17 protein-coding genes are annotated in these 12,797 nt (G+C 61.7%); 7 read left to right on the forward strand and 10 right to left on the reverse strand.

The window, feature by feature from the left end; all coding sequences use genetic code 11:
- Positions 1–77: 77 nt before the first annotated feature.
- Together VK519_RS17050 and VK519_RS17055 are read left to right on the forward strand one after the other, a co-directional pair.
- Positions 78–1,019: a DUF5996 family protein gene (locus VK519_RS17050; RefSeq protein WP_324351762.1), complete on the forward strand. Its 942-nt coding sequence runs from the start codon at positions 78–80 to the stop codon at positions 1,017–1,019.
- An 85-nt stretch (positions 1,020–1,104) separates the two neighbouring features.
- Positions 1,105–1,893: a transporter gene (locus VK519_RS17055; RefSeq protein WP_324351764.1), complete on the forward strand. Its 789-nt coding sequence runs from the start codon at positions 1,105–1,107 to the stop codon at positions 1,891–1,893.
- A 10-nt stretch (positions 1,894–1,903) separates the two neighbouring features.
- On the opposite strand, the gene VK519_RS17060 is transcribed toward VK519_RS17055, so the two are convergent.
- The gene (locus tag VK519_RS17060) at positions 1,904–3,364 is read right to left on the reverse strand and encodes an HWE histidine kinase domain-containing protein (protein WP_324351765.1); all 1,461 of its coding nucleotides are present in this window, start codon (positions 3,362–3,364) and stop codon (positions 1,904–1,906) included.
- Positions 3,365–3,467: 103 nt separating this feature from the next.
- Here VK519_RS17060 and VK519_RS17065 point away from each other — a divergent pair, with 103 nt between their 5' ends.
- Positions 3,468–3,941, forward strand: a complete 474-nt coding sequence (locus VK519_RS17065; RefSeq protein WP_324351766.1) for a DUF7919 family protein — start codon at positions 3,468–3,470, stop codon at positions 3,939–3,941.
- On the opposite strand, the gene VK519_RS17070 is transcribed toward VK519_RS17065, so the two are convergent.
- The gene (locus VK519_RS17070; protein ID WP_324351768.1) at positions 3,907–4,602 is read right to left on the reverse strand and encodes a hypothetical protein; all 696 of its coding nucleotides are present in this window, start codon (positions 4,600–4,602) and stop codon (positions 3,907–3,909) included. The two genes, VK519_RS17065 and VK519_RS17070, sit on opposite strands and share 35 nt — an antisense overlap.
- 130 nt (positions 4,603–4,732) lie before the next feature.
- Between VK519_RS17070 and VK519_RS17075 the strand changes: the two genes are divergently transcribed.
- Positions 4,733–5,206 (forward strand): nuclear transport factor 2 family protein, encoded by a 474-nt coding sequence (locus tag VK519_RS17075; protein ID WP_324351770.1) that lies wholly within the window; start codon positions 4,733–4,735, stop codon positions 5,204–5,206.
- Between the two features lie 4 nt (positions 5,207–5,210).
- On the opposite strand, the gene VK519_RS17080 is transcribed toward VK519_RS17075, so the two are convergent.
- The 3 genes from VK519_RS17080 to VK519_RS17090 are packed head-to-tail and all read right to left on the reverse strand — an operon-like array spanning position 5,211 to position 6,326.
- Positions 5,211–5,579: a DUF488 domain-containing protein gene (locus VK519_RS17080; protein ID WP_324351772.1), complete on the reverse strand. Its 369-nt coding sequence runs from the start codon at positions 5,577–5,579 to the stop codon at positions 5,211–5,213.
- A 35-nt stretch (positions 5,580–5,614) separates the two neighbouring features.
- Positions 5,615–5,857, reverse strand: coding sequence for a hypothetical protein (locus VK519_RS17085; protein WP_324351773.1), 243 nt, complete (start codon positions 5,855–5,857; stop codon positions 5,615–5,617).
- A 46-nt stretch (positions 5,858–5,903) separates the two neighbouring features.
- Positions 5,904–6,326 carry a hypothetical protein gene (locus VK519_RS17090; RefSeq protein ID WP_324351774.1) on the reverse strand — a complete coding sequence of 141 codons (423 nt, stop codon included), beginning with the start codon at positions 6,324–6,326 and terminating at the stop codon, positions 5,904–5,906.
- A gap of 175 nt (positions 6,327–6,501) precedes the next feature.
- Here VK519_RS17090 and VK519_RS17095 point away from each other — a divergent pair, with 175 nt between their 5' ends.
- Both VK519_RS17095 and VK519_RS17100 read left to right on the forward strand, forming a co-directional pair.
- A complete protein-coding gene (locus VK519_RS17095; RefSeq protein WP_324351776.1) occupies positions 6,502–7,617 on the forward strand; it encodes a sensor histidine kinase in 1,116 nt (371 codons plus the stop codon).
- Complete coding sequence (locus VK519_RS17100; RefSeq protein WP_324351778.1) at positions 7,614–8,378, forward strand: LytR/AlgR family response regulator transcription factor; 765 nt, start codon at positions 7,614–7,616, stop codon at positions 8,376–8,378. Before VK519_RS17095 ends, VK519_RS17100 begins: the two co-directional genes overlap by 4 nt.
- Positions 8,379–8,387: 9 nt before the next feature.
- On the opposite strand, the gene VK519_RS17105 is transcribed toward VK519_RS17100, so the two are convergent.
- The 4 genes from VK519_RS17105 to VK519_RS17120 all read right to left on the reverse strand — a co-directional run bounded on the left by VK519_RS17105 (position 8,388) and on the right by VK519_RS17120 (position 11,040).
- Positions 8,388–9,191, reverse strand: coding sequence for an SDR family NAD(P)-dependent oxidoreductase (locus tag VK519_RS17105; RefSeq protein WP_324351780.1), 804 nt, complete (start codon positions 9,189–9,191; stop codon positions 8,388–8,390).
- Between the two features lie 55 nt (positions 9,192–9,246).
- Complete coding sequence (locus VK519_RS17110) at positions 9,247–9,813, reverse strand: TetR/AcrR family transcriptional regulator (protein WP_324351781.1); 567 nt, start codon at positions 9,811–9,813, stop codon at positions 9,247–9,249.
- A gap of 82 nt (positions 9,814–9,895) precedes the next feature.
- Positions 9,896–10,354: a low affinity iron permease family protein gene (locus tag VK519_RS17115; protein ID WP_324351783.1), complete on the reverse strand. Its 459-nt coding sequence runs from the start codon at positions 10,352–10,354 to the stop codon at positions 9,896–9,898.
- A 137-nt stretch (positions 10,355–10,491) separates the two neighbouring features.
- Complete coding sequence (locus tag VK519_RS17120) at positions 10,492–11,040, reverse strand: Dps family protein (RefSeq protein WP_324351785.1); 549 nt, start codon at positions 11,038–11,040, stop codon at positions 10,492–10,494.
- A 143-nt stretch (positions 11,041–11,183) separates the two neighbouring features.
- Here VK519_RS17120 and VK519_RS17125 point away from each other — a divergent pair, with 143 nt between their 5' ends.
- Entirely contained in the window at positions 11,184–11,801 is a 618-nt protein-coding gene (locus VK519_RS17125; RefSeq protein WP_324351787.1) for a phosphatase PAP2 family protein, read from the forward strand.
- A 4-nt stretch (positions 11,802–11,805) separates the two neighbouring features.
- Here VK519_RS17125 and VK519_RS17130 read toward each other — a convergent pair.
- On the reverse strand, positions 11,806–12,797 hold a 992-nt coding region (locus VK519_RS17130; RefSeq protein WP_324351789.1), incomplete at its 5' end, for a GDSL-type esterase/lipase family protein.

Consider the following 12,797-nt stretch of genomic DNA (forward strand, 5'->3'; position numbering starts at 1 on the left):
CCGCGCAAAGATACAACGCAACGCCCGGCAAACAACGGGCGTATCCTTGCAGTGACTTGTCGCTATGGGCAACACCCATGTCCCGAAGCAAGCGCACTGCGTGGCCAGACCTGTCGTCACTGGACCTGGGCCCTACCCTGACCACACTTCACCTGTGGTCGCAGGTGGCCGGGAAGATCCGCCTGGCGCTAACTCCTTGGACCAACCAGAGTTGGCAAGTCACGCTTTATCTCTCCACGCGGGGCCTCACTACCGGGCTCATACCTTGGGGGGATCGCGCTTTCGAATTTGAGTTCGACCTGCTGGACGACCGTGCGGTGATCCGCGACACCGACGGCAACGCGGAAACCATCGAACTCATGCCGCGAAGCGTGGCCTCGTTCTACAAAGAAGTGCTGGCCGCGCTCAAACGCCTCGGCATCGAAGTGCACATCGACGCCATGCCGTGCGAAATCGAAGGCGCCGTGCCGTTCCACAAGGACAAGATGAAACGCGCCTACGATGGCGACGTGGCGCTTGCCTATTGGCGCGCCCTGCTGCAGGCGCAGCGCGTGATGTATGTGTTTCGCACGCGATTTAAGGGTAAATGCAGCCCCATCCACCTGTTCTGGGGTGCCTTCGACCTCGCCGTCACCCGCTTCTCGGGAAGGTCCGCGCCACCGCATCCGGGGGGCGCCATCAACATGCCCGACGAAGTGGCGCGCGAAGCGTACTGCGAAGAAGTCTCCAGCGCCGGCTTCTGGCCCGGTGGCGGCCCGGCACCGGGGCCGGCGTTCTACAGTTATGCCTATACATCGCCGGGAGGGTTCAGCCAGTACAAGGTGAGCCCCGAAGCTGCGTACTACGACACCACGCTCGGGGAATTCCTGCTGCCGTATAACGCGGTGCAGGCGGCCGACGACCCCGACGAAACGCTGCTGTCTTTCCTGCAAACCACCTACGAGGCTGCGGCAAACCCTGCCAAGTGGGATCGCGAACGCCTGGAAGGGCCCACGGGGCCGATCGGACATCCACCGTAAGGGTGCGAATTTAAGCAAACCCTTTAAGCAAACCCTAGGAGATGGCGGTTTATTCTTATCCCAAGGAACCGCAGGGACAGTGCTGTTGACGATCCAGCTAACGTGCAAGGCACGCCTATCGACGGCGGCGACCTTGCCACGAAGCCATGTCCGGTACCTGATCGCCGCCAGCTTACTAGCAGCGGCCACTCAGGCCTATGCCGGCCCGCCTTACACCACCGACGATCCCGAACCCACGGACCAGGGTCATTGGGAGAATTACCTGTTCGCCACGGGAACACACGCCAACCGCGAACGCAGCGGCGACGCAGGACTGGAGCTCAATTATGGCGCCGCGGAGAACTTGCAATTAAGCACCGACGTGCCTGTGCAATATGAGAACGGCAATGGGCACCAGGTGGGGCGCGGCGACCTCGAGTTCGGCGCCAAGTACCGTTTCGCGCACCAGTCCGAAGGCAGCCTGTCACCCGATGCCGCGTTCTTTCCGTCGATCACCCTGCCCACCGCCAGCCGAAAATTCGGCGCAAGGCATGTCGGATTGTTCTTGCCGGTGTGGATGGAATGGGACGCCGGGGATTGGTCGACCTTCGGCGGCGGTGGTTACCAGATCAATCCAGGCCAGGGCAATCGGAACTACCGGCTGGTCGGCTGGGCTGTCTCGCGCAAGATCGGCGAGAAGTTTTCCCTTGGCGCGGAAATCTACCACCAGACGGCGGACACCGTGGGCGGCTCGGCGTCCACCAACCTGGGACTGGGCGTGACTTACGCGATCACAGAACACCTGGCACTGATGGCATCGGGCGGCCCGGGCGTTCATCGTTCACGCGACGCCGACCGCTCGGCGTTCTACGCCAGTATCCAGTTCACCCGATGACACCCGGCAATCAGAATTCGGCAACCTGTAACTGCGACAGTGGCGCCTGGAACGTGGCCTTGAGGCCATCGGGCAGGTAATCCACCGTGGCGCCGCCGCCACCCATCATGCCCATCCTGATCAACGATGAGCCAAAGCTCCGGCGCGTGGGCGCTACGACCGGCGGGCCTCCCTGTTCGCGCCAGCGCATGGTCACCAATGCGTCGTTGGTACCTTCGTCCACGCTCCAGGCCATGTCGACGGACCCATCGGGCACGGATAGCGATCCATACTTCATGGCGTTGGTCGCAAGCTCATGCACCAGCATCGACAAGGTCAGCGCCGCCTTGGGCCCGAGGTCGACATCGGGCCCCGAAACGCGCACCCGTCCGTCCACGCCGAGCTTGCCAAGCGTGGTGGCGATGATGGTGAGCGCCTTGGCGGCCTTCCATTGCCGGTCCAGCAGATTGTCGTGCGCACCGCTGAGCGATTGCAGCCGCTGCTCGAACACGCTTACACGGACCGGATCCAGGCCGCGCAGGGTGCTGGTGGCGATAGCCTGCACCATGGCCATGGAATTCTTCAGGCGATGGCCGATCTCATGGTTCACCAGGTGCTGGTTGATCTCAGCGCGGCGCTTTTCGGTGACATCCTCGAAGAACCCGACGAACCGCGAACGACCGAGCTTACGCACGCGGATCAGGAACCAGCGACCGCCCAGCACCTCGGACTTGTGGTGTACCACTTCGTCCTGGCCAGTGAGCAACACGCGCTCGTACACCGGCAGCAAGGGTGCGAGCGACGTCGGCATCACCGTCGACCACGGACGCCCCAGCACCGTGGCGCTGGAAAGGCCGGTAAGGCGCGTAAACGCGGGATTTATTTCCTCGAAGAGGAAATCCACCAGATGGCCGTCGCCGGACCAGATCGCCTCACCGACATAGAATCCCTCGTTCATGTCGTCGATCAGCGTGCGGTATTTAAGCTCCGACACGCCCAGGCCGATGGCCGTATCCACCACCCGCGCCAGTGAGGTAAGGAATCGAAGGTCGCTGTCGGTCCACTCGCGCGGCCGGGTGTCGACGGCGGCCAGGGCACCGACCAGTTCCCCCGTAGGCAGGTGGATCGGCACGCCCAGGTAGGCGATCACGCCCAGGTCCACGATGGCAAGGTTCTCCCTTACCAGCCCGTGCAGGTTCGCATCCGATACCACCAGCGGCTCGGCCGCCTCCACCACGTGCCGGCAGAATGAATGCGTGATCGGCGTCTCGCCGATCGACGCCCAAGGTTCGGGCAAGCCGCTATGGCCGGCGAACACCTGCCGGTGCTCATCGACAATGGAGATGATGGCCACCGGCACGTTCATCGCCACCCGCACATGGTCGGTCAGTTGGCCAAACTGCTCCTCGCCGCGGCGATCCAGCAGGCCGCTGTTGCGAATCGCCTGAAGGCGAGACGCCGGGGACGGGCGCGGTGCTTGGGAATCGGACATGGATCGAAGGGCGATCGAAGGAAGTTGCCGCCTATATTACGGCCTGGCACTTTCTTCGTGCCCCGTGCGGTGGCAGGATCGTGACGGAGGGCCCGTTTCCACCATGCATTTCGCCGATCTCACGCCCTATAGCTACCAATGGACTCCGATACGTTCGGAGATCCTCAATATCGGCTGGCTTTCAAACGAGCACTATTTTTGCCATGGCCCGGTTGACGAAAGCCTGAAGGCAATCCTGGAAGAACTCATTGCCCACCCGGTCAACCTGTTCCGGGGGTATCACGTCTGTGAGTTTTGCCCACCGCCGGTGGTTCGATACGATGCGCACGGGCACCCCGTGACGAATTTCCTGCCGGGTACGCAGGGCAACGGCGAGATACGGGTCAAGGGTTTGCACGGCCTGACCTATGTCGCGCCGGTGATGGTGCACCACTACGTGACCGTCCACGGCTATTGCCCGCCGCAGGAATTCCTGGACGCCATCACCCGCGCCGCCACGGCGGCACCGCCCCCGGAAGCACCGGCGGCGATGCGTCCTTCGCTTACGGTGGTGTCGTCGCGGAAAATTCCCGGATAAAGCTGAGGTCAGAAGATTTTCCCATCTTCATGTCGGTGGTGACGGTGAGCCATTTCCGGTCCGACGTCACCGAATAGCGCTGCGTAACGTCCGGCTTGCCAGCGGTATGCAGCACCACGACGAAGGTGTCGCCGTCCCAGCCTGCCTGCGTGCCCACGGGGGAAGTGGACGAGGCAATATCCACCGACACGCTATGGGGTTGGCCATCGGGCGAGAGCAATACCAAGCCTGGCTTCTGCACGATATCCAGCTTGTCGGGAATAAGGCCGCGCCGCTGCAGCGATTCGACCAGGCCGCTGCCGGCACCCTGGCCGGTACTGGATGGCGACGTGGAAGCAGAGCTGCCCGCATTGCCGCCACCGCCGTGGCCACCATGACCACCGCCCATGCCACCCATGCCGCCGCCTCCACCGCCATGGCCACCGCCATGGCCGCCCATACCACCGCCGCCCTGTCCCTTACGCTCAGATGCCAGCAACGCGATCTTGGCGTCCGGGTCTTCGCTTCGGGAGGGGTCCACCACCCAGTGTCCGCCAAGGTCCTGGGGATGCTGCGGGCGGATGGCGAGTTTAGGCGTGCCTTGCGTGGCGCAGCCGGCAAGCGTGGCTACGCAGGCCAATGCCAGGCCAAGTGGCCTGGGGGAACGAAGTCTAAAAAACATGGATCCGGTCCCTTGGGGTGATGGCAGTGGGTACTGCAGCAAGAACGGGCAGCCAGCCATATGGTTTACCACCCACCGCAAGGAAATCCCGGTGCACTGTTCTAAACTCGCTATTCCCCCGGAGACGCCCATGGCCGACACCCGCCCCCCGCTCCCACCGTTTGACCGCGACAGTGCCATCGTGAAAGTGCGATCGGCCGAAGATGGATGGAACAGCCGTGATCCCGAGCGCGTCTCCAAGGCGTACACGGAAGGCAGCCATTGGCGAAATCGCTCCGAATTCATCACCGGCCGGGCCGAGATCGTTGCGTTCCTCACCCGCAAATGGCGCCGCGAACTCGAATACCGGTTGATCAAGGAACTATGGGCCTGGCAGGACAACCGCATCGCCGTGCGATTCAGCTACGAGTACCACGACGATTCGGGCAACTGGTTCCGTGCCTACGGCAATGAGAACTGGGAATTTGATCCGTCGGGCCTGATGCGGGTGCGCCACGCGTCGATCAACGACCTTCCCATCGGCGTCGCCGATCGCAAGTTCTTCTGGGATTTATCCGGGCCCCGGCCGGCTGACCATCCGGGCCTGAGCGACATCGGCCTATAGCCACCTATCGCGCGACCTTCTTCGGCAGGCGCCTGTTGAGGTAACGCAGCAGCACGAGGGCGTGGTTGATCTCTGGATCCTTCGCCGCATAGAGCAGCATGGTATGCCGCCCATTCACGTCGGCAAGAAAAGCATCGACGGCCGGATTGGCCCGGAGCTCATCGAGGTAGTGCGCGGAAAATTCCTTGAAACGCGCCGGATCATGGTCGAACCATTGCCGAAGCTCGACCGACGGGGCGAGGTCTTTTTTCCAGTCGTCCAGGGCCGCGCGGACCTTTGATACGCCACGTGGCCAAAGCCTGTCGACCAGCACGCGATGCCCGTCGGACGGCTCCGGCGTTTCATGGATTCGCTTGGTGGCAAACACCGGCATGCACCGATGATACCGCGACCCGGATGCGGCAGCGCCTATCGATAGAAGGTGAGCGCAAGAAGCGCGGCGCCAGCCAGTATCCCCACCGTCGAGCCGACGATGGCAATCCATCCATCCGGGTTACCCCGGCGAACGAGCATCCTGATCTGCTGGCTTGCGGATATATCAAGGCCAAATACTTTTTGATACTTGAAGTAGACACGCCAATTGACGATGCCGCAGACGCCAAGGACCAGCAATAGCGCAAGATGAAATTCTCGAAAGTGCAATGGCGTCATCCGCTCTCCCCCGGGCGGAACCTGGTGATCCGCCAACCGACGCCGATTAACGACTAACCTGCCTTTCGTCGGGCTTTCCCGAATAGGTAATCGTGGAATCCGCATTTACAGACGACGTCAAGCGCAGCCCGCTGCCCTGGCAAACGTCGACGTTGGAGAGGGTGGCACGGCGACCACCCTGGAAATCAACAAGAACATCCCTCATGCAGGGGCCGGCCGAGATACGAATGGCGGTCGAATTCAATCCGCCTTGCAGCGGCCCGCCCAGAGCGACGTCGGTAAATTCTCCACTACTTGCCGGTGCCAGGGCCACGGAGAGCATGCTGTCCGAGGTGGCATTGACCAGTGTGAAAATCCGGGCCCGTGATAGAGCCTGTGACGGCTCCGATGCGTGGGCGGACATGTCGCCAAAGAACACCATGGCAGCAACGACAGCGGAAGCGACGGTGGCGAAGCGGTGGGCATACATGGCGATACTCCAGACGGGTGGGGTCGTGGGTATCAGGCCGGAACGGCGGCACCTGCCGCCACACATTCGGGACGAATCGTCGTAGCAAAGGGGCCAATCGTAGGATTGCCACCCTATTTTGGATGCCGCAATAACTGCGTCTAAGATGGCCTCATCGCCCCTTGAGCACCCATCCATGAAAGTTCGCCTGGGATCGATCGAAGTCGGGCTGGCGCGGTACCTTGCAATCTGGACTGCCATCGTCCTGCTGTTTGCGGTACAGAAATACTTCCAGGATCAGCTGGACGGCCACAGCTGGTCCGCCATCACCTACCTGCGGTGGTCGATGATCCAGTGGTACACCTGGGCCGCCCTGGCGCCGCTGGTGTTTGATCTTGCCGCAAGGTTTCCCCTGGAAGTTCCAGTGGACTTCCGGAAACTCGGCATACAGCTGGTGGCGAGCTTCGCCGTTACCGCGCTGGCGCTGGTGATCGGCGCCCTGGTCTCCACGCCCTTTGAACCGAGCTCGTTTGGCGAACAGGTCAACCAGTTCAGCCGGCACATCCTGCGCGACCTACTGACGTACTGGGCCCTCTTTGCCATTCAACAAGCCGCCCAACTTCATGCCGAGAAGACGCGGCGCCAGGTCGAAGCAAGCCGCCTGGTGGCCCAGCTTGCACAGTCACGCCTGCAGGCGTTGAGGTCCCAACTGCAACCTCATTTCCTGTTCAATACGCTGCACGCCATCGCCACCCTGCTTAAAGAGGACGCGCTCACCGCCGAAGACATGTTGCTCCGCCTGAGCGACCTCTTGCGCGCCTTCCTTGACGACCAGGCAGGCCAGGAGATCAGCCTCCGGCGTGAACTGGTGCTGCTTGATCTGTACATGGGCATCCAGCAGATGCGCTTCAAAGATCGCCTGTCCACACGCGTCTATGTCCAGCCCGATACCCTTGACTGCGCCGTGCCCAGCCTGATCCTCCAACCCATCGTCGAGAATGCCATCCGCCATGGGATCAGCCAGCGGGTGGGACCTGATTGCGTGGAGATTGAAGCCAGGCGTGAGGGAGGCACGCTACGCATCGAGGTACGTAACCGGAACAGCACGCTTGAGCCTGGACAAGCTTCCATCGATGCAGCACCCGGCCATGGCATCGGCCTGAAGAACACTGAACTCCGGCTGCGGGAACTGTATGGCGATGCCGCGACAGTTCGATTGGACATGATCTGGCCCGAAGGTGTGGCCTGCCGCATCGACCTTCCCTATCGCGAGCTGGAGGACCTTGACGAGCCGGAGGTGGCGTCGGCATGACCATCAACGCACTGGTCGTGGACGACGAGCCGGTGGCGCGCCGCGCCATCGTCCGGCTGCTTCGCGAGGATCCTGATATGGCCGTGCTCGGCGAATGCGGTGACGGCGCGTCGGCCGTTCGGGCCATTCGAGAGCAATCGCCGGACCTTGTCTTCCTGGATATCCAGATGCCCGCTATGAACGGCATTGACGTGGTGGCGACCATCGGCGCAACACGCATGCCGACCACCGTCTTCGTTACCGCCTTCGAGCAATATGCCGTGCGTGCCTTCGAGGCCAACGCGGTGGACTATCTGGTCAAGCCTTTCAGCCGCGAACGCTTTTCCGAGGCACTACGGCGGGTCAAGGCCCGCGTTGCCACACGCGGCGACAATTCCGGCATCCAGCAAGTGCTTGACGCACTAAAACGACGTACCGATTACCTCGAGCGCGTGCCGGTGCGAACCGACGACCACATTATCTTCGTCGACGTGGCGGACATCGTCTGGATCAAGGCCACCCGCAATACGGTACAGGTGCATCTGGTTGATCGTGCCTACGACATGCGCGAAACCCTGACAGGCCTCGCGGAGCGGCTGGACCCGCGCCAATTTGCCCGCATCCATCGCTCGGCCATTATCAACATCCGCCGTGTACAGACCATCCAGCCATGGTTCAACGGCCACCACGTGGTCACCATGGATACCGGCCAGAAGCTCCGCATGAGCCGATACCAGCACGAAGCGTTTCTTCGGCTGGTATCGGCCCGCGGCGAGCGTTGAGTCGTTTCCTTATGCCGTGTAACGCGAAGCCGGCGTGGTACGCGACAGGTTCGGGAACAGGTTACGCCGCGCATCCTCAAGGCGGCTGACATCCGCTGCATCGGGTACGGCTGGTATGGTCAACAGTTCGCCGAGTTCCAGGCCGCGCAGCGACGCATCCACCATGTCTTCGGCCGACATGACAATCTCGCTGGGAAGGTGCGCGATCGGCACGCCGGCGGTATCCCAGAACGGCGTCGCCGTCGCGCCGGGCAAGACAGCCTGGAACCGCAGGCCCGACCCGCCCAATTCATGCTGGAGCGACTGCGTCAACGCAACCACATATGCCTTCGTGCCGGCGTAGACGCCGTTGAGAACCTCCGGCGATATGGCAGCGATCGAACTGATATTGATGACGGTTCCCGCACCACGCTTGACCATCGCCGGCACCGCCGCATAGGTCAGGCGGGTGAGTGCAACGACGTTGATGGAAATCAACTTCTCCATATCACCGATGTCCGATTGAAGAAGCTTCGACGCTGCGCCAAGGCCCGCGTTGTTGACCAGCATGGTGATGGATGAATCGTCACGCAGGCGTGCCTCCACTACCTTGCTCGACGTTGCGTCAGCCAGATCCGCGGTGATGGTTTCAACCTTGCGGCCGGTTTCGGCCGAGATGCGCGAAGCCACCTGCGCCAGCTTGTCGGCGCTGCGGGCAACCAGGATAAGGTCATAACCCTGCCGGGCGAGGCGATCTGCATACACCGCACCAATGCCGGTGGATGCGCCCGTGACAAGGGCCTTGCCTTTGGTGGAAGACGTAGAAGTATTCATAAGACAACCTTGCCAGCGTTACTGGCCGATGGGAGGAAAGGGGGAAAATGAAGAACTAGCTTCCGGCGAGAATCTGCTCGCGCGTTGCCGACAGGATGTCTTTGGCGACGGCTGGGTCTTCCATGGCCCGCGCAAGATTCACCGCGCCCACGACCGACGCCAGCGCCGCCCTCGCCCGGCGCCTTGCAGGCGCGCCGGTGCCGATGAAAGGCATGAGCTGCTCCACGCTGCGTTCGAATTGGTCCGAGATGGCTTTGCGCACTGAAGGACCGCCGAAGCGCGCTTCGCCGACAAGAAAACAAATGCCGCAACCTATCTCCGTGCTGCGGATATGTTCTTCACTGAAATAGATATCGACGATCGCCTTCAGTGAAGGTTTCTTCACTTCTTCAAGCAATGCTTCGACTAGCGCATGGCCCGCCTGCATCATCCGGGTGGCGCCAGCGGCGACGAGGTCGTCGCGCGATGAAAAATGGCTGTAGAAGGTGCCGGCAGTGAGGCCTGCATCTTTCATCACCTCGGCCACGCCGAGGCTGTCCATGCCTTCCCGGGCAATCTGGGCGCAAGCCGCCGAGAGAATGCGTTCCCTGCTCTGTGCCTTTTCTGCCTGTGAGTAGCCCATGATTCTGCCGTATGTTCGTACTATTGATGGTCTATAGTACGCTCATACGGCACATTGTCAACAGGTCGAGTTGGCCCTGCCCCTAGCGACCCTGATCCCCACCAAGTGACTGCGTATCCGGCGCCTCGTTCGCCCCGCCGTCATTGGCATCGCGGTCGCGCGCCTCATGTGAACGTTTTGCCTTGTCAATGAAGCATTGGCGAATCCGGTCGATCTCCTTTTGGTCGAGTTCTTCCAGGTCAAGCAGGGCATCATTGGCCTCCTTGACTACACAAATAAGCTCGTCGAGCTTGATCTGCATCGACTCGGTATCCCGGTTCTGGCTGTTTTGAATCAGGAAAACCATCAGGAACGTAATGATCGTGGTGCCGGTGTTGATCACCAGCTGCCAGGTATCGCCGAACTTGAAGACCGGTCCTGAAGCCGCCCAGATCACCACGATGGCAACCGCAGCGATGAAAGTGGCCGGGTGACCTGCCGCTGACGACACCGACTTGGCAACCCTGGTGAATAAGCCAGTGTTCTTGCCGATGTGGGACATGACGGTCTCCGGTGGGGATGGACACGTCAAGTTAGGCTGGCAGGGCGTGAACGCGCTGCAAAAGTCCGGTAACGGGGCCGGAGGGTCCGTGCCCCGTTATACGATGTCCACCGCCGAGGTGACGACCCTCTTGCGGGTTAGGCGCGTAGGGTCTCGAACAAAAACCACGCGCGCTTCTCGGACTGATCGATCCAGTTCTCAAGCATGCTCGTGGTGGCCACATCGTTCTCTTCTGCGCACACTTCATGCGTGGCGCGCATTTCGGCAATCAGCTGGACATTGTCCTGGCGCAACTCCGCAAGCATGCCCTCCGGCGTGACGAAGTCCGCATCGTTGTCCTTGATGCGCTGCAGGCGGGAAACCTGGCCGATCGAGCGCACGGTGGTGCCCCCTATCTTGCGCACCCGTTCGGCAATGTCGTCGGTCATGGCCAGCAGCTCACCTGAATGGCCATCGAGCAGTTCGTGCCATTCCCGGAAATGCGGGCCTGACATGTGCCAGTGGAAATTCTTGGTTTTCAGGTACAGGGCGAATACGTCGGCAAGCAGTGCATTGAGGGCCCCGGAGATATCCCGGGTTGCCTCGGCGCGGAGGTCGGTCGGGGTATTGAGGGGCGCCTTGCGGAGCTTGATGGCCTCGGCCTTGTCCTTGGCTTTCAGGCCTTTGTTTTTAGCTTTAGCTTTCATGCGGGGATCTCCGGACGGGGTGACCCGTTCAAGCATACGCCAGCCGCGACCCACTAAGGGAATCAAAAGACTTAAGGGAACCAAAAGGGCCAAGCGCTAGCGTCGGCCTATCGGTGGCAGCGCGCCGCCGCTGGAGGTCCGTCATGCGCTCATTCTTATCCGGCCTGTTCGCGCTGGCCATCGCCGGTACGGCATGTGCCAGCGGGGGGCCGTTGGGTATTGATCATCGTCTTCACTACGACAACCGTGGCATCTGGAAACGCAGCAATCAGCAGGCCCTGCTTTACGGCACGATTCTCACCGTCGGCGGTGGAGCGCTGGCCTTGGGTGACCATGATGAACTTGGCGACACATTCTGGCGCTCGCTCGACGCCATGGTGATCACCGGCGTGAGTACCCAGGCGCTGAAATATACCTTCCGGCGCGAGCGCCCCTCGCAAACAGACAGTCCCAACCGTTTCTTCTCCAGCCGCGGCAAGGGCTTTCCCAGTGGCGAAGTCGCGGCGATGTCCGCGGCGGTGACACCGTTCATCGTCAACTACGGCAACGACCATCCGGCCGTCTACGCCCTGGCCCTGCTGCCGGCGTACGATGCCGTGGCACGCATGAAAGTGCACGCGCACTGGCAAAGCGATGTGCTGGTGGGCGCCATGATCGGTACCGGCATAGGCATCTGGGCTGCGCGTCGCGATTCACCCTTGATCGTGGGCTGGTTGCCTGGGGGCTTTAGCGTGGGCTACGTGCATCACTTCAAGCCCTAGCATGTCACGCCACCCGATCGGGAAACTGCCCCTTCAAGTGCGCCTGGAACAGATCGGCAAATGTGTCAAAGCCGTCCGACGACGGATGAAGTTCGTTATGCCACGAGCTTGTTTTTGGCGCCAAGGTGCCCTGCGTCTCGATATAAGTCACCGCCTTCGCAATGGTCATCGACTTCACCATGGCAGCGAATTGCTTGAGCATTTCGGTGACGACTTCCTGCGCTGCAGCCCTGGTCGGGAAGTTGTGCAGGTCGAACGTGGGCTTCATCCAAGGGCCCAAACCGCATGCGCCTCGCCCATCGGGGATGGCGAAGTCATAGCCGTGCAGAACGATGTGAGTGTTCGGACTCAGTTTGTTTCGCAGCGCGATCAGATCCTCGTAGCCGGCGCGCACAATCGCCAAGGCCGCGGCAAAGCGAGTGGAGTCCAGGTGGTGCTTGGCCTCTATGGTGGGATCCCAATCGCGCACCCAAAGAGCCATCGGATTATCGACGATGTCGTTGCCGCCACCGGAGAACAGCAGGACGTCCCACGGGCCTCCCGCCGGGCACCCATCGACGAAAGTCTTGATCAGTCGCTTGCGCTCTTCGACACCCAGCATCAAGCGAACCTCGTCACCTGCCGAGGCCATGTTCAGGATGGGAACACCCAAACGATCCTGCAGACGCGGAATGATGCCGCCGTGGAATAGAAAAGGAGGGTAGTCGAACCACGAGTCACCCTCGGCAAACACCTGTAACGGTTTAAACGAACCACGGGCGGCGGCGATGGCGGCGCTACCCTTGCGCGCCTTTTTTGCTGCTTTGCCATCTGGAGCACGCGCACCGCGCTGCTTCATGATCGTCATCGTGTCGGTATATTCGCGCAGTCGCCGCTCACGCTCGGCATCCTGCTGCTGCTTCAGCTTCTCCCGTTCCTCGGCCACCGCATCCGGCGAAGGCCCCGCCGCCGGGGTCGCCGCACCGCCAGCGCCCACTCGGCGCGCGGCCTTGGCCG

The organism is Pinirhizobacter sp., assembly GCF_035317885.1.
In the GTDB taxonomy this organism is placed as follows: domain Bacteria; phylum Pseudomonadota; class Gammaproteobacteria; order Xanthomonadales; family Rhodanobacteraceae; genus Pinirhizobacter.

What these genes read in the sequence shown, in the direction of transcription:
- VK519_RS17080 (WP_324351772.1), bottom strand. Translation starts at nt 5,579, where the DNA reads ATGCCGGTGTTTGCCACCAAGCGAATCCATGAAACGCCGGAGCCGTCC.
- VK519_RS17050 (WP_324351762.1), top strand. Translation starts at nt 78, where the DNA reads ATGTCCCGAAGCAAGCGCACTGCGTGGCCAGACCTGTCGTCACTGGAC.
- VK519_RS17060 (WP_324351765.1), bottom strand. Translation starts at nt 3,364, where the DNA reads ATGTCCGATTCCCAAGCACCGCGCCCGTCCCCGGCGTCTCGCCTTCAG.
- VK519_RS17125 (WP_324351787.1), top strand. Translation starts at nt 11,184, where the DNA reads ATGCGCTCATTCTTATCCGGCCTGTTCGCGCTGGCCATCGCCGGTACG.
- VK519_RS17075 (WP_324351770.1), top strand. Translation starts at nt 4,733, where the DNA reads ATGGCCGACACCCGCCCCCCGCTCCCACCGTTTGACCGCGACAGTGCC.
- VK519_RS17095 (WP_324351776.1), top strand. Translation starts at nt 6,502, where the DNA reads ATGAAAGTTCGCCTGGGATCGATCGAAGTCGGGCTGGCGCGGTACCTT.
- VK519_RS17115 (WP_324351783.1), bottom strand. Translation starts at nt 10,354, where the DNA reads ATGTCCCACATCGGCAAGAACACTGGCTTATTCACCAGGGTTGCCAAG.
- VK519_RS17105 (WP_324351780.1), bottom strand. Translation starts at nt 9,191, where the DNA reads ATGAATACTTCTACGTCTTCCACCAAAGGCAAGGCCCTTGTCACGGGC.
- VK519_RS17100 (WP_324351778.1), top strand. Translation starts at nt 7,614, where the DNA reads ATGACCATCAACGCACTGGTCGTGGACGACGAGCCGGTGGCGCGCCGC.
- VK519_RS17120 (WP_324351785.1), bottom strand. Translation starts at nt 11,040, where the DNA reads ATGAAAGCTAAAGCTAAAAACAAAGGCCTGAAAGCCAAGGACAAGGCC.
- VK519_RS17070 (WP_324351768.1), bottom strand. Translation starts at nt 4,602, where the DNA reads ATGTTTTTTAGACTTCGTTCCCCCAGGCCACTTGGCCTGGCATTGGCC.
- VK519_RS17085 (WP_324351773.1), bottom strand. Translation starts at nt 5,857, where the DNA reads ATGACGCCATTGCACTTTCGAGAATTTCATCTTGCGCTATTGCTGGTC.
- VK519_RS17090 (WP_324351774.1), bottom strand. Translation starts at nt 6,326, where the DNA reads ATGTATGCCCACCGCTTCGCCACCGTCGCTTCCGCTGTCGTTGCTGCC.
- VK519_RS17110 (WP_324351781.1), bottom strand. Translation starts at nt 9,813, where the DNA reads ATGGGCTACTCACAGGCAGAAAAGGCACAGAGCAGGGAACGCATTCTC.
- VK519_RS17065 (WP_324351766.1), top strand. Translation starts at nt 3,468, where the DNA reads ATGCATTTCGCCGATCTCACGCCCTATAGCTACCAATGGACTCCGATA.